We start from the raw sequence: 23,755 nt of genomic DNA, 5'->3' as shown, positions 1-23,755 counted from the left end.
CTTAGTCCTTGGCGCGCTCGGAGTAGGAGCCGTCTTCGGTCATCACCACGATGCGGGTGCCGACCGAGATGTGCGGCGGCACGGTGGTGCGGATGCCGTTGGAGAGCACGGCGGGCTTGTAGGACGACGACGCCGTCTGGCCCTTGGTCACCGGCTCGGTATCGACCACTTCCAGCGTTACGCGCTGCGGCAGCGCGAGCGAAACCACGTTGACGTCGTGGGTCGATAGCTTGACGGTCATGTCTGGCTGAAGATACGCGGCGGCGTCGCCGACGACGTCCTTGGAGACCTGGACCTGGTCGTAGGTCTCGGGGTTCATGAAGTGGAAGCCGTCGCCGTCTTCATACAGGAAGGTGTAGTTGCGCTCTTCGATCGTGGCCTTTTCGACCTGGTCGGTGGTCTTGTAGCGCTCGGAGATCTTTACCCCGTCCGAGATTCGGCGCATTTCGATCTGGCTGACCGGCGTGCCCTTGCCGGGATGGATGTTCTCGGCGCTCACGACGACATAGAGCTTGCCGTCTTGCTCGATCACGTTGCCCTTGCGAATAGAACTGGCGATGACTCTCAAAGCTATATTTCCTGCTTGCTTGGCCCGGCACCGGCCAGGACGTGGTCAAATCGATGGGGGACTTGGGGCCTCAAATCAGACCTCGGCGCCCGTTTCGGGCCGCAACATACTGATTTTGTCGTTGGATGCCAGCATTTTGCTGGCACAAGGGGTGGTCGGTTAATGGCTGGGGACAAGCCGATTTCGCCGTTCTGGACCCCCTCGCGGCACCTCGACCGGCGGCCGTTCCTCCAGGCCAGGGGGACCATCACCGGGGCTCTACGGGGGTTTTTCGCCGAACAGGGGTTCGTCGAGGTCGAAACCTCCGTCCTTCAGGTCTCCCCCGGCAACGAGACCCATCTGCATGCCCCCCGGACCGAGATCATGCGGCCCGATGGCAGCCGGGCTAGCCGATACTTGCGGACCTCGCCCGAATTCGCCTGCAAGAAGCTGCTGGCGGCGGGTGAGGAGCGGATTTTCGAGTTCGCACGGGTGTTCCGCGACCGCGAGCGTGGCGACCTGCATCTGCCCGAATTCACCATGCTGGAATGGTATCGGGCCGGCGCCCCCTATGACGCCATCATGGCCGACACCGTGGTCGTCATCGCCCGGGCGGCGCAGGCGACCGGGATCGAGACTTTCGCGTTCCGGGGCCGGACCGCCGACCCCTTTGCCGAGCCGGAGCTGCTGACGGTCGCGGGTGCCTTCGAGCGGTTCGCCGGCATCGACCTGCTGTCGACAATCTCGGGCAACGAGGGTAACCGTGCCGCGCTTGCCGAGGCGGCCGGCGGCAAGGTCCGCATCGCCCAGGATGACACCTGGTCCGACATCTTCAGCAAGGTCCTGGTCGAGCATGTCGAGCCGCATCTGGGGCAGGGGCGTTTGACCATCCTGTTCGAATACCCATCTCCAGAGGCGGCGCTGGCCCGCGTGAAGGCCGAGGATCCCAGGGTCGCGGAACGCTTCGAGGTCTATGCCTGCGGCGTCGAGCTTGCCAACGGCTTTGGCGAACTGACCGACGCCGGGGAGCAGCGCCAGCGCTTCACGGAGTCGATGGCGGAGAAGCAGCGCCGCTACGGCGAGGCCTATCCACTGGACGAGGATTTTCTGGCCGCGGTCGCCGCCATGCCGGAGGCGAGCGGCGTCGCGCTCGGCTTCGACCGGCTGGTCATGCTGGCAAGCGGTGCAACACGGATTGATCAGGTGGTGTGGACGCCGCCTGCGGGTGAAAGATGACGAAGACCAATCTTGCACGCACCCTGCGTGAGCCGGCCGAGCTCGTGGCCGCGGATCTCGCGCCTGCGACGGCGCTGCCCGTGCTCGAGCGCGTCGCTGCACGCTATGCGGTTGCGATCACGCCGGCGCTGGTCGAGCTGATCGATAAATCCGATCCTGAGGACCCTATCGCGCGGCAGTTCGTTCCGACTGCCGCCGAGCTGGAGATGCAGCCGGGCGAGAACGCCGATCCGATCGGTGATCATCCGTTTTCGCCGGTTTCGGGCATCGTGCATCGCTATCCCGATCGCGTGCTGTTCAAGCTCGTTCACGTCTGCGCGGTCTACTGCCGTTTCTGCTTCCGCCGCGAGATGGTCGGTCCCGGCAAGGAGAACGCACTGTCGGACAGCGCCTATCGTGCCGCGATCGATTACATCCGCGCGCACAGCGAGATCTGGGAGGTGATCCTGACCGGCGGCGATCCGCTGATGCTGTCGCCGCGGCGGATGAGCGAGATCATGGCCGATCTTGCCGCGATCGATCACGTCAAGATCATCCGTCTTCACACCCGCGTGCCAGTCGCCGATCCCGCCCGCATCAGCGACGAGATGGTCGCGGCGTTGAAGGTCGAGGGCGCAACCACCTGGGTCGCCGTGCATGCCAACCATGCGCGCGAATTGACGGGCCCGGCGCGCGCGGCCTGCGCGCGGCTCGTCGATGCCGGAATTCCGCTGGTGAGCCAGTCCGTGCTTTTGCGCGGCGTCAATGACACCGTCGCGGCTTTGTCGGATTTGATGCGAGCTTTCGTCGAATGCCGGATCAAGCCCTACTATCTGCATCACGGCGATCTCGCGCCGGGCACCGTGCATTTGCGAACGACGCTGGCGAAGGGCCAGGATTTAATGCGGCAGTTGCGAGGGCGGGTGTCGGGGCTGTGTCAGCCGGAGTACGTCATCGATATTCCCGGCGGCGCCGGCAAATCGCCGGTGGGACCGAATTATGTGGAGGCGGTTCAAAATACCGCAGCCGAGGCGGGTGAAGCGGAAGCCGAAACGCGCTATCGTATCGTGGACTATTGCGGCGATGTTCATCTCTATCCGCCCGAGGCGTGAGCGGTGATGGGGGAACGCCGGTTTGAGGATGGAGGCACGGATATGAAGAAGATCATGGTGGCAGCATCGCTCGTGGTCTTGCTTGGCGGCGCGGCGGTTGCACAGACCGGCGGCTCCAAGGGATCGACATCGAGCGGCGCGAGCTCCGGATCGGTGTTGCCGGCGCCCGTCGGTCATCGCCAGCCGCGCGCGGGCGACGTTCCGAGCGAGAAGAATCTGAGCGACCCGAACAATCCCGTGAACAAGGAAGACGCGGCGCTCGACAAGAAGATCAAGAGCATCTGCCGCGGCTGCTGATCACGACAGCGGGCAGGGCGCGAACAGCATCGCCCCGCCCGCCTTGGCCTGACCTCAGGCCGACCTTTCGTGCAGCCCCGCGCGCTGAGCGTTGCGGCGGATTTCGACCGCGTCAGCAAGCTGCTCGAGCACGGTCGCCGTGGTCGCCCAGTCGATGCAGCCGTCCGTGATGCTCTGGCCATAGACCAGCGGCTTGCCCGGCACCACGTCCTGGCGGCCGGCGACGAGATTGCTCTCGATCATCACGCCCATGATGCGGTTCTCGCCGCCCGAGATCTGGCCGGCGATGTCGGCCATGACCAGCGGCTGGTTCTCCGGCTTCTTGCTCGAATTGGCGTGGCTCGCATCCACCATCACCAGCGGCGCGACGCCGGATTTCGCCAGCTCGTTACAGGCGGCCGCGACGCTCTCCGCATCGTAGTTCGGCTTGCTGCCGCCGCGCAGGATGATGTGGCAGTCCTCGTTGCCCGCGGTCGAGGCGATCGCCGAGCGTCCGAGTTTCGTCACCGCCATGAAATGGTGCGGATGCGAGGCCGACTTCACGGCGTCCGCCGCGATCCGCACATTGCCGTCAGTACCGTTCTTGAAGCCGACCGGGCAGGACAGTCCGGAGGCCAGCTCGCGATGGATCTGGCTCTCGGTCGTGCGTGCGCCGATCGCGGCCCAGGACACGAGGTCGGCGATGTATTGCGGCGTCGTCATGTCGAGGAATTCGGCGCCGGCGGGCAGGCCGAGATTGTTGACCGCAGACAGCACGTTGCGCGCCAGCCGCAGGCCCTTGTTGATGTCGAAGCTGCCGTCGAGATCGGGATCGTTGATCAGGCCCTTCCAGCCGACAGTGGTGCGCGGCTTCTCGAAATAGACCCGCATCACGATCTCGAGCTGGTCGGCGAGGTCCTCGCGCAGCTTGGCAAGCCGCTCGGCGTAGTCGAGCGCGGCTTTGGGATCGTGCACCGAGCAGGGGCCGACCACGACCAGCAGACGGTCGTCCTGGCCGTTGAGGATGGCATGGATGGCGTTGCGCGCCGCCATCACCACACGGGTGGCCGTGAGCGTGCGCGGGACTTCCCGCATCACCTCATCCGGCGTGCTCAGCTCTTTCAGTTCGCGGATACGAAGATCGTCAGTCGTGCTCAGCACGGCGGCTCCTGTTTGTTTGAACCTGCCGGCAATAAAAAAGCCGCCAGGTCTGGCGGCTGTTCGGACGTTTGCTTCAATATTTCAGATTGAGCGCGATCCTCCTGCCGCCAGCGAGCTGTCGTAGCTAAAGTACCAAAAATAGCTGGTGGCGACGGTGATCATGGAGGCCATATAGCGTGCCGTTGGCGCCTTGTCACCCCCCAATCGGCCCGGCAGGTGACGAGACCCCTCAGGTGTTGCTGTTGCGTGCCGCCAGGGCCATGCCGATCAGGGTGGCGCCGCCGAACAGCAAATTGATCCCGACCAGCACGCCGATCGCCCATTCCGCCGAGCTTGGCAGCCCCGTGATCACCATGAATGCGATCGCGATGTCGACGAGGCCGGAGATCAGCAGCCACGACCAGCGGCCGCTCAGCTCGCGGCGGTGCTCCAGTGCGTACATGATGGTGGCGACGCCTTCGGCGAGGAAGTAGGCGCCGAGCACGATGGTCAGTGTCAGCACCGCCTGCATTGGCCGCGCCAGCAGCAGCATGCCGGCGAGCACGGCGAGCGCCGCCGAAATCAGCGACCACCAGAAGCCCGGCGTGGCGCGCGCCCAATAGGTCACGATCAGCCCGCCGATACCGCTGATCAGGAACATCCAGCCGAGGACGATCGCGACGGCGAGACTTGCGAGCGGGGGCAGGATCAGCGCGGCGATGCCGAGCACGGCGAGCAGGATGCCTTCGAACAGGAAAGCCTTCCAATGCGCTTTCACCGTCTGGCTCATCGCGGATTGCAGCCGTGTCAAATCGTCGGGCGCTGGCATGGAGACCTCTACGTCGCAGCAGATGCGTCTAATTTAGTATGCGCGACCAGCGCTGGCCACCCGCCGCTCAACTGCCGCCGTGCGCGGACGAAAAACCTTCGCCGCTGGTGCGAACACGGTTGCGCCCGAGAATGTAGATCGCGATCGTGACGATCAGAAGCGCGAGGCCGAGCAGGATCGAGACGAAGCCGATCGGGATCAGCGCCAGCGTCAGATTGCGCTCGGGATTGATCAACCAGTGATGGATCGAGGTGAGCACGAAGGCGAGCCCGAGAAAGCCGACGCCGCCGCCGGCGAGCAGCAGCGCCCACATCCGCCGCAACTGGCTGAGCCGCTCCCGCGCAATTTCGGTCCGGGGCGCATGGTGGCGCGCGACGCGCCGGACCAGGCGGATGGCGAAGGCGATCGAGCTGAAACCAATCAACAGGCTGGCAGCGCCCAGCCACATCCGCAGCGTCGGATCGAGGTCCGGCATCCTCTGCAACGTCAGCAGCGGGAAGTCGAAGGCCGAATGCAGCGCGAGCGGGCCTGCGAAGATCAGCAGGCGGCTGGAGAGGCGGGCCCAGTCGCGGTTGTGGCGGTTTGCGCCGAGTGCGGTGCCGGCGCGGGCGATCGTGAGATAGGCGCCCGCGATGATCCCGAGTGCGCCGTGGAACGGCACCGTCAGCACGCTGCGCAAGGCGGCGAGCGAGCGCCACATCTCGGCATGCTGGACCAGGTAGGCGAGGTTCTCGTAGGCGGCGAAGCCGAGGCCGACGGCCGCACCATAGACCACGGTGTCCATCGGATTGGCGAAGGTCCGTCGCTTGGTCGAGGAGACCAGCACGATGGCGATCACCTTGACCGCTTCCTCCGGCAGCGCGACGCCGAAGATCGAATGCATGGCCAGCGCCGCCCAGGGATTGTCAGGGGCCGCGACCATCTTGGCGAAGGGGGCGCGGGCAATGCCGAGCAGCGAAATGCTGGCCGCGCCCAGCAGGAACGCGGTCCAGACCTGGGCTGGCGGCCCCGGACGCTCCTCGGCGGCAATGACGAGCCACAGCATCAGCAGCGCCGGGGCGATGGCTGCAGTTCCGATGACGGTGGGTAACGCTTCAATCAGGTACATCGGCGCCGAAAATAGGTTCCCTTGCCCGGCTTATCTACTTTTGCCGATGCGACCATGTGTCATGTGCTGGCTGTCCGCTCGATTAACAAGCGGAGCAGCCTGCGTTCATCGGGACCGCTACGTGTAGAATACGAGCGCAATCAATTGCATGACACGGACAACTCGTCGTCGATGGCAACAGGCGCGTGTCCGCAATCGGATCGCGATTGGTCAGTCAGATCAAGGCAATGTGCAGGTTTCTTCGATTCACGATGCACGCGCGCGGGCAGCGAGTCCAGAGGCCGGATTGCCTCCGTCCAGACAATGGTCGGCCGCGCATCGGCCTAGTCACGCTTGGTTGTGCGGCCGCGCCGCGGTGAGGCGATGCGGCGGGCTCGCGCCTGCTCCAGCTCCCAGAAGGCGCGTACGAGGCACGTGCCAAGGCAGGAGACGAGGAGCAACAGCAGGAAGGCCTGATCGACGGGAGGGATCTGTGTCATGGCGTTGATTAAGCAACGCACATGCCATCTGTTCCCGAGGCGGCCTGCGCGCCGCGCAGCCACGCCTCCCGCGAAACGCTGCTTGCGCGGGCTCGAATCGCCGGATGTCGCGTCCCGGGTTCAGTGGGTGGTGAATGGCGGCGGGACGCCGGGGGCGATGTCGAAAGTGCCGAGGTGGAATTCCTGGCCGATGGCCTCCTCCAGCTCGGCGGCATGGTGCGAAAGCAGCGTGAACGCGGCTTGCGGGTAGTGCTTCCAGATATCGAGATCGCCGGCCGTGATCGTCAGCCAGCCGAAGGTGTACATGTAGCGTCCGGGCTCGGTGACCCGGCCGACCCTCTCCCAGGTGATCTTGTCTACGGTGAGCCTATCAACCGTGTACTTGTCGACTGCCATTCGGTCCCCCGATCGCAAGTCTGCAAATGACGTCCGGCCTTGGGCACGGACGTTCAAAAGCTGATCCCGCAAATGGGGCCGCGATAGGGCAGCAGTGCGGAGGCAGGGCGGCCGGAGCAGGGCCGCTGCTTGCCGCCTCAGCGCGCCGTCGTGGCCGCCTGCGCGTCGGCCTCGGACGCCAGCTCCAGCTGACGGTGCGAGGCGTGGAACACGTCGTGGACGAGGCCGATCTTCTCCATGCCCAGAATGATCAGGCCGTTGAGATCGATCTCCCACCAGGCGTGCGAGATATAGGCGTCCCGCGGGAAGCGGTGATGGTTGTTGTGCAGACCCTCGCCGAAGGTGAGGATCGTGGTCACGAACTCGTTGGTCGAGGCGTCGTCGACCTCGAAGCGGCGATAGCCATAGGCGTGGCAGACCGAGCCGGTGAGCTGGCTGGTGAGGATCAGCAGATAGGCGCGCAGCAGGCCGGAGAACAATACGCAGCCGATCATGCTGTGCACGCCGCCGAAGGTGTAGCCGACCACGCCGGGGATGAAGACGGCCGACATCCCGTACCAGACCCAGCGCGTGCGCACGAAGAACATCGCGATGGGATCGGCGAGGATGTCCTTGGCATAGTATTCGTTGTCGGTGGTCGCCTGGTCGAACACCCAGCTGCCCTGGGCGTGCAGGAAGCCCTTGAACGCGCTGACATAGCGATTGCCGAAGCCGTCGAATTGCGGGCTGTGGGGATCGCCGACGTCATCGGCATACAGATGATGGCGGCGGTGGTTGGCGACCCATTTAGCGATCGAGCCCTGCACGGCCATCTGCGCGATGGCGCAGAAGAACACGCGCATGATCGGGCCGGTGCGGAAGCTGCGATGGACGAACAGGCGGTGCATGCCGGCGCCGATGCCGAACGTGGTCAGCGCGAACATCCAGGCAAACGTAAACAGCTCGACCTTGCCGACGCCCTGGGTGATGGCCCAGATGATGCCCGCGACGGCGCCGACATAGAGAATGCCGAGCAGCAGATAGCTCTCGCGCAGCTTGGCCTGAACGAGCGGGCCTTCGGTGACGACGCCGGGTGGAAGCTGCGGCTTGGCCGGGGTGACGGTGCTCTGGGCGATCTCCGCCGGGGTGAGCCCGGCATCAGCGATGGACATTCCAGGACTTCCAATACTGGGGGCCCGCAATGATTGCGGACGTACTGGTCCACACCCTACCGTGCGAGGGTGTCCACCTCCAGCGTTTAGTTAAAATTGAGTTAAAATCGATCCGGCAGGGTTCAGGCCGACTGCAGCAGAGGCTGGCGCACGATCAGGCGGACGAGGTCGTCCCGCTGCTGCTTTTCGGCAAACTTGACCGCAAAGCCGTTGTCGAATTTGCGGATGACGCGCCCGACGCAGGCGCCGACCGCAAGCGCGGTGCCAACCGGCGGATCGTATTCGCAGGATATGGCGACGCCGGCTGTGGAGACGTCGATGATGAAGCAGGGATGGGTGCTGCCGTCGGCCAGCGTCAGGAAGGTGTGCGAGACCTGGGGCACAAAGCGCGCGTCATTGCGCAGCTCCTGGATGCTGGCGTCCTTCTGCTTTTTCTCGAGCCAGGTCAGTTTTTCCGACATCCAGGCCCGCCGTGCCCGCGTCATGTCGAGTTCCATCAGGAAGCCCGCCTTCAGCGTCGCGCTGATGGTGCACTGGAACTCGCCGAAATCCTGGAAGTAGGAGGTCACGCGCTCGCCGACCTTGCCGACGACAGGCACGTCCACGATCATGCGGAAGGGCGAGACGCGCTTGGTGCGGCAGGCGAAGGCGCGCAGCTGGCCCTCGCAATCGTACCAGCGGGGCAGCGAGTAGCTCCCGCTGACCGTGACTTCCACTGCGCGCTGCCTGAGGAACTCTGCGACGGACATTGATCGCCAATCGTGTTTCGGAGTGTTTCCGTAGATTCACGTAGCGTTCAAATTCTAAGCAAATGATACCGCCGCTCATGAGCAGGGGTAAATTTCCGGTAAATGCACGGGCGGCATAAGGTCTCGATTGCGAGGCGTGCAGGTTCACATCCGCGTCATTGCGGGCCGTGATACCGCTACGTGCTCCGGCATTTGTCGATGATGCCGTTGGCCCAGTCTATGTCGTCGAGCGACCAGTTACCGAGCAGCGTGATGATCGCTTCACGGCGGTACAAATGCCGCTCGCGCCTGGAGGTCTGCCGATAATCGATGCCGTCCTGGCGCGCCAATGCACGCGACACGATCGCGATCTGTCGCAGCTTCTGCGGCTCAAGCAGGCTCATCTCTCACCGCGTGGCATGCCGTTGGTTCTGACGAAGGTGTTGGGACTCGGCAGCCTCGAAGTTAGCCGCGCCGGCTTACGGAGACCTGACGGCGCTTCAACGGCCGAGCAGGCCCACGGCCGCGAGCCGCCGGATCAGATGAACTTGACGCCGGCCGACTTGCCGCGGCGCCAGACCACCTGGCAGCTCCGCCCGGTGCGGGCATCGCGCGCAAAGGCCATCCGGATCACGCCCGGGAGCTGGCTGGCGTCCTCGTCCATGGTAATCCTGGCGCCGGTGTCCGAGATGTCCTGGACCAGGCAATGCCGCGCCGCGAATCCGCCGGCCAGCGTGATCCAGGCATGCTGCGACAGCAGCTTGCGGGCTGCGCGCTTCTTGGGCTGTGGCATCGGCTCAAAATCTCCGGCTCCAGCGTTACCTCCGGGAACCCTAAGAAACCGTTGAAATCGCCTCCGAATAATCCCGGGGGCGGCGCTATCCACCGGTTCCAAAAGACCGCTCCGAACGGCTTGCCCAAGCGCGCAAAGGCCACTATACGTTCGCCCGCTGCAGCCGCCGGGCACGACTCGTGCGGCCCATGGCCGTGCCGCCTGACAGCGGTGGGGCCTTGCGTTTGCTCCCTTCGTCTATCGGTTAGGACGCCACCCTTTCACGGTGGAGAGAGCGGTTCGATTCCGCTAGGGAGCGCCAATTAAATCAATCACTTAATGCTTCGATCTGCTGCCGTGTCCAACACATGGCCAATATACACGTATGGACTCTGCTCTACGCGGCCGCGCTGATCCCGCTCGTGATCGGCTGCCTTCTCGCGACGAAGGGCCGCCGCAGCCAATGGATCGCCGCACTTAACGCTCGCGATGGTTGATCGTTGGCATGCGACTCGTCCATTCTGCTCAAATGGCCCGAAAACCACCCAGTACTCCCAAATCGCCTCCACCGTTCTCCCCGTCGGAAAAGCAGGCGATTGTGCGCCGCCTGGAGGGCCGGATAACTGAGCTCAATGGGCTCGATACGACCAAACTGACGGCGGGCGATGACCATGAAGTCGAGGCCTTGCAGAACCGCATTCGCTCGACGCTGGCCGACATCTATGGTGAGGAGAGTTCCGAATACGAGCGCTTGGGCGTAGCCTGCTATTTAGACCCGACGACGTACTTCCTTCAGCTTGCCGGCAACTCGACGGGCCCGAGCGTCAGCGAGATACGGCAAGGAGTTGATAAGAGAAGGAAGCGAGCGATTGCACTGTTGCAGGGCGAAGTCGATGCCCTGAAGGAAAGCATCAGCTTTGCAGCCCCTGCGGCTTCCGGCGCTCCACCGTCAGTGAAAGCTGCGCCGTCTGCAAGCGATGAGGTCTTTATCGTTCACGGCCGCGACAGCCCCGCCAAGGTCGAAGTTGCGCGCCTGATCGAACGCGCCGGGCTCAAAGCTGTAATCCTGCACGAGCAGGCAAACCAAGGGCGTACTATCATCGAGAAGTTCGAGGCTCACGGTGGTGCAGCCGGCTTCGCAATCGTGGTCCTTACTCCTGACGACGTGGGCGGCTTGGATCAAAATAGCCTGCAACCGAGAGCTCGACAGAATGTCATCGGAGAAATGTTCTGGTTCGCAGCGAAGTTGGGTCGTGATCGCGTTTGCGCGCTGAGGAAGGGCAACATTGAATTGCCATCTGACTTCGCCGGTGTCGGATATACCGACATGGATGACCGCGGCGCTTGGAAGCAGGAGTTGCTGCGTGAGCTTGCAGCGGCCGGTTACAAGAATTTGGATTGGGGAAAGGCCCTGGCGTGAAGAACGAGGGCGCGGAATCCCCGCGCTCCTCCGCCTGTCGCACGTACCCACGACGTGCAGTAGTTCGTATGCGTTCCGAGCCACCAGTAATCGATAATTTGACTCGGTGCGTTCGGCAGCATCGTTGGGCGAATGCCTAGTCCTGTCCGACGCCACACCCCGACCCACGCCGACGGCCGGCTGATGAAGATCTCGTTCGGCGAAATGCGCGCAATGGGTTTGCGCGGTGTCTTGGTCTATTGCCATTGCGGGCACCACGTCGCGCTGAGCGCCGATCGTTGGCCGGACGAGATGCGGCTGTCCGACCTCGAGCCGCGGTTCGTGTGCCAGGGCTGCGGCAACCGCGGCGCTGAGGTGCGGCCCGACTTCGAACGGGGTGATTTGCGGCTCGCGATTTGGGGGTATCGAGGCGCGACATGACCAAAGGCTGGGGGCGGCCTTTCGAGGAGCCGATCGCGGTCGACGGCCGCAAGCTGACGACGCTGCGAGACGCCGGCGAGTATATCGCGGCCTTGCCGAAGAAGGAGCACGCGGCCCCGGAGTGGCAGGCCGCAATGCAGGCGCTGATCCTGGTGGCGGAGAGCGGAGGTCCGACGATGCTAGCCCGGATTGGCGTGGTTCGAGCCCTGAACCGACATTTCGTTCCCGAATTGAATCCCAAGGGCAAAGAGCCGCATTGGGGCCGGCGCAAGCTGAAGAGGGATCAATGACCGTCTTCGTATACGTGAATACCTCCAAGCAGGTCGGCGATGTCGATCACATCAAGGTCTTTGCTACGGTGGAGGCCGCGGAAATCTGGTTCGAGGAAAACGACCCCGAGGGCGTAGCGTTCGAATACGACGTGATAGGCCCGCCAGCGTGAACCGCGTGATCTGTGACCCGGTCCCACGGGAAAAACCGCAGCGCGGTTCCAGCCCCACTGCGGCATTCCCGGACAACTAAAAATTGACTGATGCTTAAATCGCGCCGGTGTTCTCACAGTAGAACACCCCGTTCCGAAAATGGATTCCGTACAACTACTGGAGTAAGCGGTTCTACCCATTGTCGTTGGAGCGCAAACATGGCACGGCTCGCTTTCCAGCCCCCATTGCTCCCGGCTGCCGATCCAATTGCGGATCAGAGCGCCGAGAGTGCTAGGCCCGCCAGGTGACCGGCGGGCCTTTTGCTGTCACCGTCTCAGTCTCCGACGGTGCGTCATCAGCCGCTGCCGGTCGCGCTTCCTGTGGATTCGGCGCCGGCGCTTCATTGCCTATGCTCCGGCAGCATTTCCTGGATGGTTTTGAGCACGAGCTCGCGCTCAGTCTCCGACAGGCGAGCCAACTTGTCCGTGAAGCTGGATGGAGACAGCGCGACGGTTCGGCCCCGTCGCTCGTCCATCATCTGCTTCAGGCCCTTGAGGCAGCCGTCGAGCATCCAGTCGTAATTGATGCGGTGACGCATGCAGTAGTCGGCGAACTCGCCTGACATGGTCCGCCCAACCTTTGGAGGCGCCTCCAGCCCAATCTCTATCGCGAGCCAGAGGAGGCGCCTGTTGATGTTGCGCGGGCTGCTGGCGCCGTCCGAGCCGAGCCGGCCCAGGGGCGTCTCCCGGCTCTTCTGAAGCCGCCTAGCTGCGTTGCGGCGGCGGGTGATGGCCCGGCGGCTGGGCTTCTGCTTTGACGTCGCCATGCTCAGGCCTCCGCCGAACGTGTTGACTGTGCCGAGGCGATGGCGGCGCTCAGCCTGGCCTCCGCTTTGGTCAGGAGCTCCGCGCGCGCCGCGGCGTGCTCCCGGTCGCGCTGCAGCTGCTCACGGATGTTCCGGAGCTTTGTCTGTGCCTTGGCGACGTCGCACCGGACGTCCCGCACCAGATCGGCCGCCGGCGCCTCGAGGATCAGGCTGTAGCTACGGAAGACGTAGGTGTGCATGCTGGCGGCCGATCGGGGCCGTCCGGCCGGCTGCAAGTCGATCTGGACGACATTCTCCGGCGGCAGCGCGCTAACCCGGACATAGGCAAACGAGGGATTGCCCAGCGGCGCGTGATTGCGGCCTGGGAAGGTGATGACGTTAGACATAGTGGTGCTCTCGGTTTCGGCCGATCAAAGCCGTCGCCGGTGACAGACCGGCAGCCGGGGGTTGATCACCAGCCGAGAAGACTGGTCGAGACGCTTTTAAGGGTTGCCCCTCTGGACAGCACGCTCGCCCCCGGCCAATATGGTCGGGTTCGGAGCCGCGCCGCCAAGCGCGTCCGTTAGAGCCTTAAAGGCTCGTCAGCCGCCGCCCAACGCTGCCAGGCGTCAGGGCAAATTCCTGCCAGGGAATGCGGCTCTATTCTCGGTCCGGGTGATCAAACCCAACTGCCAGTCCACCATGATTTGGTGAATTTTGTCTATCCCCTCGACGGGACCCTTAGGCGCATTTGCAATCCAGAGGTTCCGTGCTATCCCCGGTTGATTTCCGGGGCGAAACCGATGGCGAAGAAGGCTGGGCCGAAAAAGAAAAAGGTGCTCGACCGCCTGCCAAATGCTCCATTGGCCGAAGTCGTTTTCGAGCTTCGTTGGAAGTTGCAGGGCGCCCTGCCGATTATCACGGATCCAGGAATTCATCCGCTTTTGGCGGCATTCACTCCTAGGGCGGCAAAGGCAGGATTTCCACTGATCAAAGACATGGCGCGCCCAGAAGAAATCGTCGGCCACTCTGTGTGCCGGCGATACTTCACGGCGCCGGACGCGAGCTTTCCTATCCTTCAAATCGGTCCGGGCGTTTTTGCCAGCAACCAGTCGTCTGAGTACACGTGGGCGTCGTTTCGCGCACAGACCCTTCGAGGTTTGAAGATCCTTTTGGACAGCTATCCGACGTTGCAGGGCTTTCCATTCGAACCGGTGCATCTTGAACTGCGGTACATAGATGTCTTCGACGAATCGTTGCTCAATACGCTGGATTTCCTTGAATTTGCCAATGCAGGCACACATCTAAGCCTACAAGTTTCGGAATCGCTATTCCCAACGGGCGTCTTTGAATCTCAGTCGGAAGGGCGCGTGCAAATTCAGCGCCCACTCAAGAGAGGTGGGCTGTTCCTTGTCGATCTTGCTTCGGCACAGCTCAATGTCCCAAATGGCAAAACCGCTCTACGCCTCGAATCAAAGGTGATGCTGAGGGACAACATTCCGAAATTTCGCGGCGCTCGGTTTCTCTCTCAAGTTGAAGAGTGGCTTGAGAGCGCGCACAATGTCACCAGCCCATTCTTCAAGCGCTTTATGCGCCCCGCCGTTCTAGAAAAGTTCAATTGACGAATGATGGAATTCTCAACAGGCCTGACGGCAATCGAGATCGAGAGTCAGTTTGATGACGTTTCCGCTGGAACGTCGATCGTCGACTCTGGACAGGCGCTGCGGCGCATCCGACCTCGATCGCGAGGAGCCGAAGTTGCGACCGAGAGCCTGCCCATAGCAATTGCGGAGAACTGGACGAAATTGCAAGCGTCAGGGCTGTCGCGGAAGTTCTACTCAAGACTGTTGCGCCTTGCGGCCGATCGATACCAATCTATCGGGCCCCGAGGATCCGAAAGACTTCGCTCCTCGTCTCTCTCTGATTTCCTTGATCTGTGGTCGCGGATTAGAAGCGAAGCGGTGGAGCCCGAGATTTCGCTTTCGTCTGATCAGTCTCTAACGGTGGAGTGGTTCAAATCACCCGATGAGCGATTGGACATTAAATTCGGACGCACGGCCGTGCTTTTTGGCCTCTTGAACAAGGGGCATATTCTTGAAGGCGCCGAGAATAAAGAACTCGTTGCGATGATTTTATTGAGCCACAAAGCGAAGCCGCTGCAATGGCGCGCCGTCGGTTAGATAAGCCAACCTTCGCGGCCACCTCAAGATTGGCCCGGTACATCTTCGAGGAGCACCGACTTTCAGGACGGCGCGCTGCCGTGACCGCCTTTGAGCCGGACCACATCAACTCGTCCGAGACCATCGCAAACAGCCACCTTTCCGTAAACTCCACGGAAGTCGAATCCCTCGATCAAATCGCCGACTATCACCGGCTAAACTGGCAAGACGGCAAGGGAAAGGCGGCGCTTTGCGTTCATACGGTCTTCGAGTATTGCGATGTGGCGCGAAAGAGTGCCGTTGCTGTCGAACATAATTCCGAAGGGATCTGGGAATTCAGAGACTACGACGGAAAAGCGGCTGAAGCTTATCGCCATCGTCCGGTAATGCCGGCAGCAAAAAACCCGTTGGGTTCAAAATCTCATTGTGGCGTCGAATTCGTCCGAGCCCTCGACGAGTATAGAGCAACGCAATTTGCGCGGCGGCTATCCAGTAAGGGGCGATTCCACCTCTTTTGAGGTCGCTTCGTGCTCACCCCTTGCGCTCGCCCTCCGGTTGCGGAACGATGAGCGCCAGAGAGATTCACTGGAGCCTGCGATGTCAGACGAGGCGAGAAAAATACTCGATGCCGTGGACGCAAAATTAGCGGTTGCTCGGAAAGGATGGCGTGACATGCGCTCTCCTGAACACTTCCAGGCCGGGCTATGGAATGCAGCTGTCTTCGGTCGAAATGCGACGTTTACCCTGCAAAATCTGCGGAGCGCGGTAAAGAATTTCGACGATTGGTATGGTCCGAAGCAGTCTGCCATGAAGGCGGATCCCGTAATGACCTACTTCGTCGAATATCGAAACAAGATCGAGAAATCGGTTGCGGATTCTACCACTGCATCTGCTTCGCTCTCCTTCTCGACCGAGGAGCTTAGAAAGGCGATGGGAAGACCGCCGCCAAACGCAAAGAGCTTCTTTATCGGGGATCAATTCGGAGGCAACGGCTGGGAGGTCGTGATGCCGGACGGCTCGATAGAGAAGATCTATGTCGATCTGCCAAAGGAGATAGCCAGCACAAAGGCCCATCTTCCTGCTGCGCCCGGCGATGCAGATAGAAGCGCAAACGAACTTGTCGACGAATACCTGACCAAGCTGGAAGCACTTGCAAAAGAGGCTCGATCCACATTCCTTTGATGCTCGGCAAGACTGCCATCATATCGTCACCGCTGCCCGCTCGTGCTCGATCAATCGCGGCGCGGGCGCGCCGACGGCGATCTGCGGCAGAGATCCAACGGTGTAGATCACGATCTGAAGGCCGCCCGCCATTTTGGGCCGTCGGCCGTGGCAGTGAGCGCGCGGACGTCAACGTCCACGCTTCGCATCATCGCACGATATCAAGCGTTCCGCGATGCAGGTTCGAACAATCCCGACTTGCCAACCGCGCTGGATCGGTAGGGTGGCAGGGGGCGCCGAAAGCAACGCGCAATCTAGCCTAGAAAACTCTTTGATTTCATCCCAACTTAAATATGATGCAAAAAAAGGGACGATCGGGGGAGGCTCAGCCGTGAGTGCTAATTCGAGTCCAAATCTGGAGCCATCTTGGGTTGATAGAATAGCGAACAAGTACTTTGCTGCTTGGGTTTGGTCGATTGTTATCGGGATATGTACGAGAACTGGACTCTGGTGTCCTTTTCAACCCGTGAACCGAATATATGGCCGCAGGCAATTTCATTTGTTCCGATTATTGAACGTTCCTTTGACCTAGACTCTCCAACTGACACCGGATTGAAATCGATTGCGCTCGTTTCGGAAGGGCAACTTCGTAAATTTCGCTATCGATATCCTAATGCGAGCTCTTCCAAGTCGCTGGCCCTAGTCCCCACAGATCTCAAGCAACATCCCGACGCGATCGCGTTAGCGTTGCCGAAGGATTCTCAAGAATTGGCTGTTAAGAGAGGCCAACTGTCGGTGCCTTCGCCATTGGCGCAAGATGAGCCCGTATTTCCAGCCGTCTCTCCTAATCCAAGTATCCAGTTTCTTGAGGTGAACTATCAGGTCCCTCCGACAGACTTCCAAAGGTCAGTCGTCAAATGGGGCGTGAAGTTATTGGCGGCATTTCTGCCAATCGCGGGGCTCTTTTTCCTCAGGGAAGACCAAATTCGCAACAACCGCCTTAGGTGGTCGCTCATCATCGGTGGTACGACAGTTTTCGTCGTCGTCTTTGGCCTTATTATATGGGCGGCATACAACTCCAACAATCGCGAGGACGTTGTTGGCGAACTCGTACTTTTGCTCGGAAGCGGCGCCATCAGCGCAGGTATGTTTTTCTCCAAAACGGACAAGCCCGGAGCACCGGTCGCTCCTACCGGTTAGTTGCCCTCGAAGCATCTAAGAACGTCATGCACCGCCGGTTCCGAGACCGCGCTGCCGATGCTGTTGATGGTGCCGCTGCCGAACGCCATCGATCCGTCCTTAGTTCAAGTCCACGATCCAGTGAGATCGTGCAGCGTTTGCCGCGGTCCATCAAGGCCGTTAGCGGCAGCGCTCGCTATGATCGCACGCAAATGCGCGGCGTCTGCCGCCTTGATCGCGGCATCGTAGGCGGGCCACGCCGCGGGCGTGTTGTTGTAGGCCAGCTTTGCTGCTCCGAGTGCGCTCTGGCGCGCGGATTCCGCAGCGATCACGTTGCTCTTGTGCGCACTCTCTTGGGCCGGTGTCGTCGATGGCATTTCGCTCTCCTCGTTTCGATCAATGACCACATGCTGCGTCGTGGGCACGACGCATGCTTGGATTAAGCTGTGCGAACACGTCGAACTTCCTCGCCATCATGTCCAACGCGTTGGGAATTGGCCCATAGCCGAGCTTCTGAATTTCGAGAAACAGCTCATAACCATCGTCGTCCATGGGCTCGACCATCGAGATGACGTCAGCCGTGACGACGCTGTCTGTCAATTTCTCCAGGTGCGTCAAAAAATCGAGGCGCATCTCGGCTCGCATCTCGCTTTGAAGTGCTCTCTTCGTAACACTCACGCAGACCAGTACATGCCGATGTCCGTGCGTTGGCATCATGCGGCCTCGTCGTGTTCGATGATTTTCGGCCCCGGCAGTTGCGGCATGAAGCGCGCCGTCAATTCCTCGATGCGCTCGAGGACGCGCGCAGCATCGCCGGCCGCAAGCTTTACTTCGCCCTCGACCTTTAGCACAGCGGTCGACTGCACCGGCGTCACGCGATCCATGACGATGCCGAGCGCGCGGCCGTGATCTTTGTGCTTGGGGTCGTCGAGCAGCTTACGCAACGCGCGCACCGCGGCAGGGCCGAGCGTCGTGAGATAGCTCGTGCTGACCTCTGCGATCGCGGCCTGGATCTTGGGGTCAGTGGAAAGCTGATGCCCCATCTGCGACAGCGACTGGCGCGAGCTCGTCGCCGTGCCGTAGCCGGCTGCCCGGGCTGCAAAGGTGCGCGAACCGTGCGTCTTTGGCGCGAGAAAGAGGGCGTGAACGAATGCACGCTGCTTGTCGCTGAGCGCCAACATTGCTGGGCCGTGCTTTAGTTCGTCGTTCACAGCATCCTCAGTTCAGCACAAGCGCACTTCGCGCACACGACCGCCGATCGGCATGAAGCCGGCCGGAATCTCTTCCTGCTCGCGCGCGCGGGTCTGCACGAATTCGAATTGACAGGCACCTTGCGGCACGGGCTCGGCGACGATGGTGATCGTCCGCTCCTCGTTGGTCTTCGGGTTCACCACATCAAGCTGGAAAATCATGCGGTTGCCTCTTTGATGCCGCCGGTGAGAATGATGTTGGCGAGGGTCATCTTGCGAGCTTCCTCGGTGCCGCCTTTCAAATAGCGCGTGACAAACTCCGGGTTGCTCATGGCGTCCTTCTTCCAGCGCTCGGTGGCCTCGTACTCGGCCTTGGTCACCATGTGACCGGTGAGCGTTTCCTTGATGATGCGATCGTCGATGCCACGCTCGCGCAGCATTGCGGCTGTGCCTGCCATCTCGCGGTGCCCGGATGAAGGCATGTCCGGCATCAGGCCTGACATCGCGATGTCGACGTGATCACCCTTAGCGACGATCTCGTGCAAGTCGCGAAATTCCTGCAATTGCGGCTGCCCGCCGGACAGAAAAGATGCGGTCCATTTCGGATCGGACTTGAGTTGATCCAGGCGAGTTGCGGCTTCCGAAGGCGTTGCCGGCAATGCGGGAACTTCGGGGATAATCGGTTGATCAGTCATGCGGCGACCTCATCGGGTTCGGGCGCGTGGATGTTCTTCAGGCCCGCCGACGTGCAGGCCACCGCGTAGCGCGCGACGACCTCAGGCCGGAGCAGGTCAGCCTTGGTCAAACCGCCCTTCATCGGATGCGCACAACGGATATCGCCGGTCAGGACGCAACCCTTCTCACTACACGCCTTGCAGCAATCAACAGCCGTGATGCCGGCGATCGCATCGGCGTCGCTCATCGTGAACCCATCAAAGGCCGGCAGACGCGGAAGCGGCGGCGGTGTGGGCTCGCGCGGCGCTTCAGGCTCAGCCGTGACGAGAGCCTCCACTGGCTGCCCGGCGGCCATCTCGACGAGAGCCTCGCCGAAGGAAAGGCGTGATGCGGCTTCCTGGGCAAGCGGCGAGGGCGCCCCCGTCATGTCGGCCTGGCGCATCGCGGTCTCGTTCAGATGTTCGATCTGCTGCGAAACGGTCGCGATAATCGCCGCGTGCGCGGCCTTGAACTCGGTCATACCCTCCGGCATGGCCTCGGGCTTGTTGCGCACCATCTCCTGCACCGGCTTGGCGAACGGCAGAAGCCAGCGGCCAACGCCGTCCTTGCGATCAGGCGCAAGCCGCCACATCTCGGCGACGATCAAGTTCTCACAGGGGCCGAAGATTGCGCCATAGGCGCCGTGAGGCCCGACAGCCATCTGCGGAACATTGCAGCCGGTGGGCACCGCGACCACGGCCCGCTGCGTCGCCTCCGAGTATCTGCCGAATGCGTCGGCCATATCAGCAGCCGCCTTCAACACGCCTTCCATCGCGGCCTCGCGCGCGGCAAACGCCTTCTGAAATTCCCCAAGCTGCTCGGTTCGCATCGCAGTGGCGGCATAAACGTCGGCGATGCGATCCACCTTTTCGGCAAGCACGAGCGCGCGCCGGAGCTCATCCACGCGACGCTCGGCGGCCTGGATGCTCGAGCGATGCGCCGTCAGCGCCTTGCGCGCGCCGGGCTTCTCCTCGACGTCGTCGAGCGTCAGCGCGGCGACCTCGGCGTCGAGTGCAGCAAGTTCCGCCTCGGCGGCTTCGAGCTTCTGGCGAACGGCGGGCGAGCGCATCGTGGTCATGCTGCAGCTCCTTGCTCGGCGCGGCTTTTCAAGGCTTCCTGCAACAGGACACGAATCTCTGCCGAGAGGCGGCGATCCGATGCTTTCGCCTCGGCCTCCAGCCGCTGTCGCAACTCGTCCGGAACGCGAACCGGAATTGATGGCACGTCGCTGCTCATGGCATCGTCCTTTCGTTTCACCGATGATCGCTGTATTCGTCGCTTTCACAAACGCCCATTTGGGCGGCGCCTGTCGCGCACGGCAGAAACGCCAGATGCAACGCGCCGCACAGCTTCTCGATCGTCGAAGCCGTCGGCCGGCGATCTCCGCACGCGAGTTTCGAAAAATAGCCTTCGCCCAAGCCGGCGATCTCATCGACCTCCCGATGGCTCAGACCGAGCGCACGAGCGCGGTCCACGAACACGGCGACGAAACCAGGTGCGGTGCGGATCGGATCAGCCACGGGTGCGCCCCTTGCGACACGCAGCGAAACGCCACTTTTGGGGACCAGGGCCGCGAAAGAATTGGTGGTCGTCGATAATTGGCGACGACTGGGAAATTCCCCCCAGGGGGGTGCTTTTGGAAAATCGAACGGACGCAGTAGGCCATCGGGCCGCAGATCGCGCGCATTCTTCCACTGCCAGATCCACTGCGTTACGCGCGTATTTTAGTGTCCTTCCACGCGGGATATTGGACAACCCTTGGACATCAAGGACCGCGCGCACTGATCCTGCTGGGATATTTGTCGCCGCACTCCACCTTGTCGAAGTGGAGCGTTGATTTTCATTGCCGTATGGCTTGAGGATGCACACGCTGGCGCATCGCTCGTGACAGCGTTGATCGGGGATTTTCCAAGTCGATCGCGAGATTTCGGGTATCAATAGTTTCGCTTGAAGAACGAGCTCAATCCCGCCCTCTGTCACCACTGACACCAGTTGGCACCACTCGTTTCCATACAGCCTATAAAAGCACCACTTGCTCACGTCTAAGGACATAGTGGTGACAGTGGTGACACTGGTGATCATGCTTGTTTCTCAACTACTTCGCGTGTCACCACTTCAGCATTTGTCACCAGTTCAAGAGTGGTGACATTCGAGCCAGACGTCGTTCTGTCACCACTTGTCACCAGTTTGCGGTAGACCCAGAGGCGTTTGTCACCACTTCGGCGCTGGTGCCGAACATACCCAAGCGTCCTCAGCGATCGCGACACTCGGTTCATCTCGATCTGCGAGCAGCGCGACAGGTCGAGATGAAGGCCCTCCCGTAAAACCTTCTCGACGGTGACGTCCATTTCTCCCCTGACGTATCGCTCGATAGCAGCGTCCCAGGGATCGCCAGCATAGCGGTCCCGCTGTTGCTCCTCGGCCTCTCTCGCAACCTCTGCCCCAGTGAGCCACCAGTGCACGCCCGCGTCGAAAAGTTTCTTTGCTTCCGCCCAGAGCTGATCGCGATCGCGAAGCAGAGCGTCCACGTCGATCTTCCCCACCTTGATGGGCCAGAAGCGTCGGCCGCCGGTTGCGTCCTTCAGGTAGTCGTCCGAATTGGTCGAGCCCCAGAAAACACAGGATCGCTGGCTCTCGATAACCCTGTTCCCGTACGGCGGCCGAAAGCGGTCGGTGGTCCGCGAGATGAAGGCCTTGATCCTGGAAACCTCGGCGCGAGACATGGCGTCGAGCTCGGAAATTTCGATGCCCCAGACGCCGCGTGTCTGCATCGCAGAGTCCTTCGATGCGAGGTCCGCGATCTCGTCAGTGAACCAGGGATGGAAAAGGGCTTTTATGGCGGTCGATTTCCGGGCGCCTTGGGGGCCTTCCAGGATCGGTACCGTGTCGACCTTGCATCCCGGGTCGTAGATGCGAGCCACCGCTGCCACGAGCACCGCTCGGCCGACCTGGTCGTGATAGGCACTTTGGTCGGCACCCAAATATTTGGTCAACCAGCCCTTAGATCGGATCACACCGTCGTGCTGCAGACCCTCGAGGTAGTCGATGACCGGGTGAAACTCGCGATCGTGGGCGACCGCCTCTACTGCTTGCGACATCGTCGCCACGTTGATGCCGATACCTTGCCGCTGCATCCAGTCCGCGGCCAGCAAGTCGTCCTGCGGCGTCCATGCGCGCGGATCCCATCCGGTGTCGATCTGCCAAGGCGGCGCCCGGTCAAGCATCGTCTGCATACCGAACGCATCGAACGACAACGCCCCCTCCCAGGCGGGGCAGTCGCGGAGCGCCGTTATTGAGTTGGCCAGAAGGGGCTTAGGTGCGCCGGACGGCGATAGGATCAACTGCTTGCGCCAAGTATCCTCGCTCACCTGAATGCCTCCGCGAGGATCGCCTGCGCTGCGTCGATGCCGATCTCCCGGATTACGCCGCTCGTCGCGGCAAACCTCCACAGGCCGTCCACCGCGGTCGGCTTGTCAGCGATCATGTGATTTTCAAGAAGCTTCGCGACTGCCCACGTGCGGGCTCGAAAGACTTCGATCGGATCGGCGGAGGCCGCCATGTTGCGGCGAGAAGCCTGTTGCGCTACATGCATCGGTGTGATCGATCTGCTGTTGAACAAAAGCGAGCGCCGCCCGGCCAGGGGCGGCGTTTCTCGTTTCAGGCGGCTTGATTGTCGAGTGACTTGGTCTGGGGCAGGGATGCCAGCCAGGCGCTTTCGTCTTCAATCGTGATCAGGGTCGCGCTGCCGACCTTACGGGCGTTGAGGCGCCCCTCCTTCAATTCGATGTAGACCTGCGACCTGGAGATCGAGTTGCGGGCAGCAAACTCATCCACTCGGAACGAGCGCTTCGAGGCCGTGAGAATCGTCGTGTCCATTGTTTTTCCATCCAAGGTGACGTGATGAACCGTGGACGGAATTGGACTGATTTGCAGGGGATCTTAGAGGGACATTCGATCGCTATTTTGAGGGTCGAATGTCCCGGCGGCGCTCGGCTGACCGCCGAGCATCGCGGACGGCGCGGCCGTCAGTCGTATCGCCGAAGGCGATCTCAGTTAGCGAAGCCACAACATCGTCTAGGTACTGGCCACAATTCTCCATGACCATGCGGCTGGTCATTCGCATGAATTCCTGCCGGTGTGAGCCTTCCTTCTTGCGGCCAACCAGCCGGTCAGCATCGTCGAGCAGGGTTTTCGCTCCCCGTCGCTTCCAGGCCGCGATTTCATATTGATCGGCATCATCATCCTTTTCGGCCGAACGGCGGGCGCGGGCAACCAGCGCTGGTGATTCTTCGAGGACGTGGCGTAGCCTGTCGGACATTTCGCAGACATGCAGCACGCCGCCAATGAAGGACTGAGCGGAAAGGCCTGGAACGGTCGTGGAGACCTTTTTCCAGATTTTATCGGCATCGGGATGCTCCTGCCAGCGATCGAGAATGGCGTGCATGAGCAGGATCTCTCGATCGTCTTCGCTTGGTCCAAGCTCGCGGCGATATGCCTCGATCTCTTGCTTGAACAACTGCTGCGGCGCCATG

General features: G+C 61.7%; 35 protein-coding genes and 1 tRNA gene. 13 read left to right on the top strand and 23 right to left on the bottom strand.

What is annotated here, in order from left to right:
- Nucleotide 1: 1 nt before the first annotated feature.
- Nucleotides 2–568: an elongation factor P gene (efp, locus tag VGR99_RS18610; RefSeq protein ID WP_212432043.1), complete on the bottom strand. Its 567-nt coding sequence runs from the start codon at nt 566–568 to the stop codon at nt 2–4.
- 162 nt (nt 569–730) lie between these two features.
- Here efp and epmA point away from each other — a divergent pair, with 162 nt between their 5' ends.
- Genes epmA through VGR99_RS18595 form a run of 3 tightly spaced genes read left to right on the top strand, consistent with a single transcriptional unit; the run spans nt 731 to nt 3,171 of the window.
- Nucleotides 731–1,783, top strand: coding sequence for an EF-P lysine aminoacylase EpmA (epmA, locus tag VGR99_RS18605; protein ID WP_326900259.1), 1,053 nt, complete (start codon nt 731–733; stop codon nt 1,781–1,783).
- The gene (locus tag VGR99_RS18600) at nt 1,780–2,874 is read left to right on the top strand and encodes a lysine-2,3-aminomutase-like protein (RefSeq protein ID WP_326900258.1); all 1,095 of its coding nucleotides are present in this window, start codon (nt 1,780–1,782) and stop codon (nt 2,872–2,874) included. The genes epmA and VGR99_RS18600 overlap by 4 nt, the downstream gene beginning before the upstream one ends.
- 42 nt (nt 2,875–2,916) lie before the next feature.
- Nucleotides 2,917–3,171, top strand: coding sequence for a hypothetical protein (locus tag VGR99_RS18595; RefSeq protein ID WP_326900257.1), 255 nt, complete (start codon nt 2,917–2,919; stop codon nt 3,169–3,171).
- Nucleotides 3,172–3,225: 54 nt separating this feature from the next.
- Here the strand turns inward: VGR99_RS18595 and VGR99_RS18590 are convergent, their stop codons facing one another.
- The 8 genes from VGR99_RS18590 to VGR99_RS18555 form a co-directional block, all read right to left on the bottom strand.
- Nucleotides 3,226–4,311 (bottom strand): 3-deoxy-7-phosphoheptulonate synthase, encoded by a 1,086-nt coding sequence (locus VGR99_RS18590; protein WP_326900256.1) that lies wholly within the window; start codon nt 4,309–4,311, stop codon nt 3,226–3,228.
- Nucleotides 4,312–4,540: 229 nt separating this feature from the next.
- A complete protein-coding gene (locus tag VGR99_RS18585) occupies nt 4,541–5,119 on the bottom strand; it encodes an HdeD family acid-resistance protein (protein WP_326900255.1) in 579 nt (192 codons plus the stop codon).
- Nucleotides 5,120–5,186: 67 nt separating this feature from the next.
- Nucleotides 5,187–6,227 carry a PrsW family glutamic-type intramembrane protease gene (locus tag VGR99_RS18580; protein ID WP_326900254.1) on the bottom strand — a complete coding sequence of 347 codons (1,041 nt, stop codon included), beginning with the start codon at nt 6,225–6,227 and terminating at the stop codon, nt 5,187–5,189.
- 599 nt (nt 6,228–6,826) lie between these two features.
- Nucleotides 6,827–7,102 (bottom strand): hypothetical protein, encoded by a 276-nt coding sequence (locus VGR99_RS18575; protein WP_326900253.1) that lies wholly within the window; start codon nt 7,100–7,102, stop codon nt 6,827–6,829.
- A gap of 137 nt (nt 7,103–7,239) precedes the next feature.
- Complete coding sequence (locus VGR99_RS18570; RefSeq protein ID WP_326900252.1) at nt 7,240–8,253, bottom strand: acyl-CoA desaturase; 1,014 nt, start codon at nt 8,251–8,253, stop codon at nt 7,240–7,242.
- Between the two features lie 122 nt (nt 8,254–8,375).
- Complete coding sequence (locus tag VGR99_RS18565; RefSeq protein ID WP_326900251.1) at nt 8,376–9,002, bottom strand: PilZ domain-containing protein; 627 nt, start codon at nt 9,000–9,002, stop codon at nt 8,376–8,378.
- A gap of 176 nt (nt 9,003–9,178) precedes the next feature.
- Nucleotides 9,179–9,385, bottom strand: a complete 207-nt coding sequence (locus tag VGR99_RS18560) for a hypothetical protein (RefSeq protein ID WP_326900250.1) — start codon at nt 9,383–9,385, stop codon at nt 9,179–9,181.
- Between the two features lie 134 nt (nt 9,386–9,519).
- Nucleotides 9,520–9,774 carry a PilZ domain-containing protein gene (locus tag VGR99_RS18555; RefSeq protein WP_326900248.1) on the bottom strand — a complete coding sequence of 85 codons (255 nt, stop codon included), beginning with the start codon at nt 9,772–9,774 and terminating at the stop codon, nt 9,520–9,522.
- Between the two features lie 226 nt (nt 9,775–10,000).
- Between VGR99_RS18555 and VGR99_RS18550 the strand changes: the two genes are divergently transcribed.
- The 5 genes from VGR99_RS18550 (at nt 10,001) to VGR99_RS18530 (ending at nt 12,035) form a co-directional block, all read left to right on the top strand.
- Nucleotides 10,001–10,075: transfer RNA gene (locus tag VGR99_RS18550), tRNA-Glu, on the top strand.
- Nucleotides 10,076–10,258: 183 nt separating this feature from the next.
- Nucleotides 10,259–11,173: a nucleotide-binding protein gene (locus VGR99_RS18545; RefSeq protein WP_326900247.1), complete on the top strand. Its 915-nt coding sequence runs from the start codon at nt 10,259–10,261 to the stop codon at nt 11,171–11,173.
- Nucleotides 11,174–11,305: 132 nt separating this feature from the next.
- Entirely contained in the window at nt 11,306–11,593 is a 288-nt protein-coding gene (locus tag VGR99_RS18540; protein ID WP_326900246.1) for a hypothetical protein, read from the top strand.
- Entirely contained in the window at nt 11,590–11,883 is a 294-nt protein-coding gene (locus VGR99_RS18535; protein WP_326900245.1) for a hypothetical protein, read from the top strand. The genes VGR99_RS18540 and VGR99_RS18535 overlap by 4 nt, the downstream gene beginning before the upstream one ends.
- Nucleotides 11,880–12,035: a hypothetical protein gene (locus VGR99_RS18530; RefSeq protein WP_326900244.1), complete on the top strand. Its 156-nt coding sequence runs from the start codon at nt 11,880–11,882 to the stop codon at nt 12,033–12,035. The genes VGR99_RS18535 and VGR99_RS18530 overlap by 4 nt, the downstream gene beginning before the upstream one ends.
- A 380-nt stretch (nt 12,036–12,415) precedes the next feature.
- On the opposite strand, the gene VGR99_RS18525 is transcribed toward VGR99_RS18530, so the two are convergent.
- Both VGR99_RS18525 and VGR99_RS18520 read right to left on the bottom strand, forming a co-directional pair.
- On the bottom strand, nt 12,416–12,841 hold the full coding sequence (locus VGR99_RS18525; RefSeq protein ID WP_326900243.1) for a hypothetical protein: 426 nt from the start codon (nt 12,839–12,841) through the stop codon (nt 12,416–12,418).
- 2 nt (nt 12,842–12,843) lie between these two features.
- Nucleotides 12,844–13,227 (bottom strand): hypothetical protein, encoded by a 384-nt coding sequence (locus VGR99_RS18520; RefSeq protein ID WP_326900241.1) that lies wholly within the window; start codon nt 13,225–13,227, stop codon nt 12,844–12,846.
- Between the two features lie 396 nt (nt 13,228–13,623).
- On the opposite strand from VGR99_RS18520, the gene VGR99_RS18515 reads away from it, so the two are divergent.
- The 5 genes from VGR99_RS18515 (at nt 13,624) to VGR99_RS18495 (ending at nt 17,340) form a co-directional block, all read left to right on the top strand.
- A complete protein-coding gene (locus tag VGR99_RS18515; protein ID WP_326900239.1) occupies nt 13,624–14,442 on the top strand; it encodes a TIGR04255 family protein in 819 nt (272 codons plus the stop codon).
- Nucleotides 14,443–14,445: 3 nt separating this feature from the next.
- Complete coding sequence (locus VGR99_RS18510; protein WP_326900238.1) at nt 14,446–15,000, top strand: hypothetical protein; 555 nt, start codon at nt 14,446–14,448, stop codon at nt 14,998–15,000.
- Between the two features lie 80 nt (nt 15,001–15,080).
- Nucleotides 15,081–15,497, top strand: a complete 417-nt coding sequence (locus VGR99_RS18505; protein ID WP_326900236.1) for a hypothetical protein — start codon at nt 15,081–15,083, stop codon at nt 15,495–15,497.
- Nucleotides 15,498–15,576: 79 nt separating this feature from the next.
- Nucleotides 15,577–16,161, top strand: a complete 585-nt coding sequence (locus VGR99_RS18500) for a hypothetical protein (RefSeq protein ID WP_326900235.1) — start codon at nt 15,577–15,579, stop codon at nt 16,159–16,161.
- A gap of 489 nt (nt 16,162–16,650) precedes the next feature.
- A complete protein-coding gene (locus VGR99_RS18495; protein ID WP_326900233.1) occupies nt 16,651–17,340 on the top strand; it encodes a hypothetical protein in 690 nt (229 codons plus the stop codon).
- Nucleotides 17,341–17,444: 104 nt separating this feature from the next.
- Here the strand turns inward: VGR99_RS18495 and VGR99_RS18490 are convergent, their stop codons facing one another.
- From VGR99_RS18490 to VGR99_RS18435, 12 genes are all read right to left on the bottom strand, one after another.
- Nucleotides 17,445–17,696, bottom strand: a complete 252-nt coding sequence (locus VGR99_RS18490; RefSeq protein ID WP_326900231.1) for a hypothetical protein — start codon at nt 17,694–17,696, stop codon at nt 17,445–17,447.
- A gap of 19 nt (nt 17,697–17,715) precedes the next feature.
- Nucleotides 17,716–17,952: a hypothetical protein gene (locus VGR99_RS18485; protein ID WP_326900229.1), complete on the bottom strand. Its 237-nt coding sequence runs from the start codon at nt 17,950–17,952 to the stop codon at nt 17,716–17,718.
- A gap of 80 nt (nt 17,953–18,032) precedes the next feature.
- Entirely contained in the window at nt 18,033–18,500 is a 468-nt protein-coding gene (locus VGR99_RS18480) for a hypothetical protein (RefSeq protein WP_326900227.1), read from the bottom strand.
- Nucleotides 18,501–18,542: 42 nt separating this feature from the next.
- The gene (locus tag VGR99_RS18475; protein WP_326900226.1) at nt 18,543–18,731 is read right to left on the bottom strand and encodes a hypothetical protein; all 189 of its coding nucleotides are present in this window, start codon (nt 18,729–18,731) and stop codon (nt 18,543–18,545) included.
- The gene (locus VGR99_RS18470; protein WP_326900225.1) at nt 18,728–19,054 is read right to left on the bottom strand and encodes a hypothetical protein; all 327 of its coding nucleotides are present in this window, start codon (nt 19,052–19,054) and stop codon (nt 18,728–18,730) included. Before VGR99_RS18470 ends, VGR99_RS18475 begins: the two co-directional genes overlap by 4 nt.
- A gap of 146 nt (nt 19,055–19,200) precedes the next feature.
- Nucleotides 19,201–20,301 carry a hypothetical protein gene (locus VGR99_RS18465; RefSeq protein WP_326900224.1) on the bottom strand — a complete coding sequence of 367 codons (1,101 nt, stop codon included), beginning with the start codon at nt 20,299–20,301 and terminating at the stop codon, nt 19,201–19,203.
- Entirely contained in the window at nt 20,298–20,459 is a 162-nt protein-coding gene (locus VGR99_RS18460) for an Arc family DNA-binding protein (RefSeq protein WP_326900222.1), read from the bottom strand. The genes VGR99_RS18465 and VGR99_RS18460 overlap by 4 nt, the downstream gene beginning before the upstream one ends.
- Before the next feature lie 17 nt (nt 20,460–20,476).
- On the bottom strand, nt 20,477–20,743 hold the full coding sequence (locus VGR99_RS18455) for a helix-turn-helix transcriptional regulator (RefSeq protein WP_326900220.1): 267 nt from the start codon (nt 20,741–20,743) through the stop codon (nt 20,477–20,479).
- A 558-nt stretch (nt 20,744–21,301) separates the two neighbouring features.
- On the bottom strand, nt 21,302–22,591 hold the full coding sequence (locus VGR99_RS18450) for a virulence-associated E family protein (protein ID WP_326900219.1): 1,290 nt from the start codon (nt 22,589–22,591) through the stop codon (nt 21,302–21,304).
- Nucleotides 22,588–22,782 carry a hypothetical protein gene (locus tag VGR99_RS18445; RefSeq protein WP_326900218.1) on the bottom strand — a complete coding sequence of 65 codons (195 nt, stop codon included), beginning with the start codon at nt 22,780–22,782 and terminating at the stop codon, nt 22,588–22,590. Before VGR99_RS18445 ends, VGR99_RS18450 begins: the two co-directional genes overlap by 4 nt.
- A 98-nt stretch (nt 22,783–22,880) precedes the next feature.
- Complete coding sequence (locus tag VGR99_RS18440; protein WP_326900216.1) at nt 22,881–23,099, bottom strand: DNA-binding protein; 219 nt, start codon at nt 23,097–23,099, stop codon at nt 22,881–22,883.
- 82 nt (nt 23,100–23,181) lie between these two features.
- Nucleotides 23,182–23,754: a hypothetical protein gene (locus VGR99_RS18435; protein ID WP_326900214.1), complete on the bottom strand. Its 573-nt coding sequence runs from the start codon at nt 23,752–23,754 to the stop codon at nt 23,182–23,184.
- Nucleotide 23,755: the final 1 nt, after the last annotated feature.

The sequence above is a fragment of the Bradyrhizobium sp. genome, from assembly GCF_035935975.1.
GTDB lineage: Bacteria > Pseudomonadota > Alphaproteobacteria > Rhizobiales > Xanthobacteraceae > Bradyrhizobium.
Note: the sequence above shows the minus strand (reverse complement) of the source record. Positions and strands in the feature narration are given on the sequence as shown.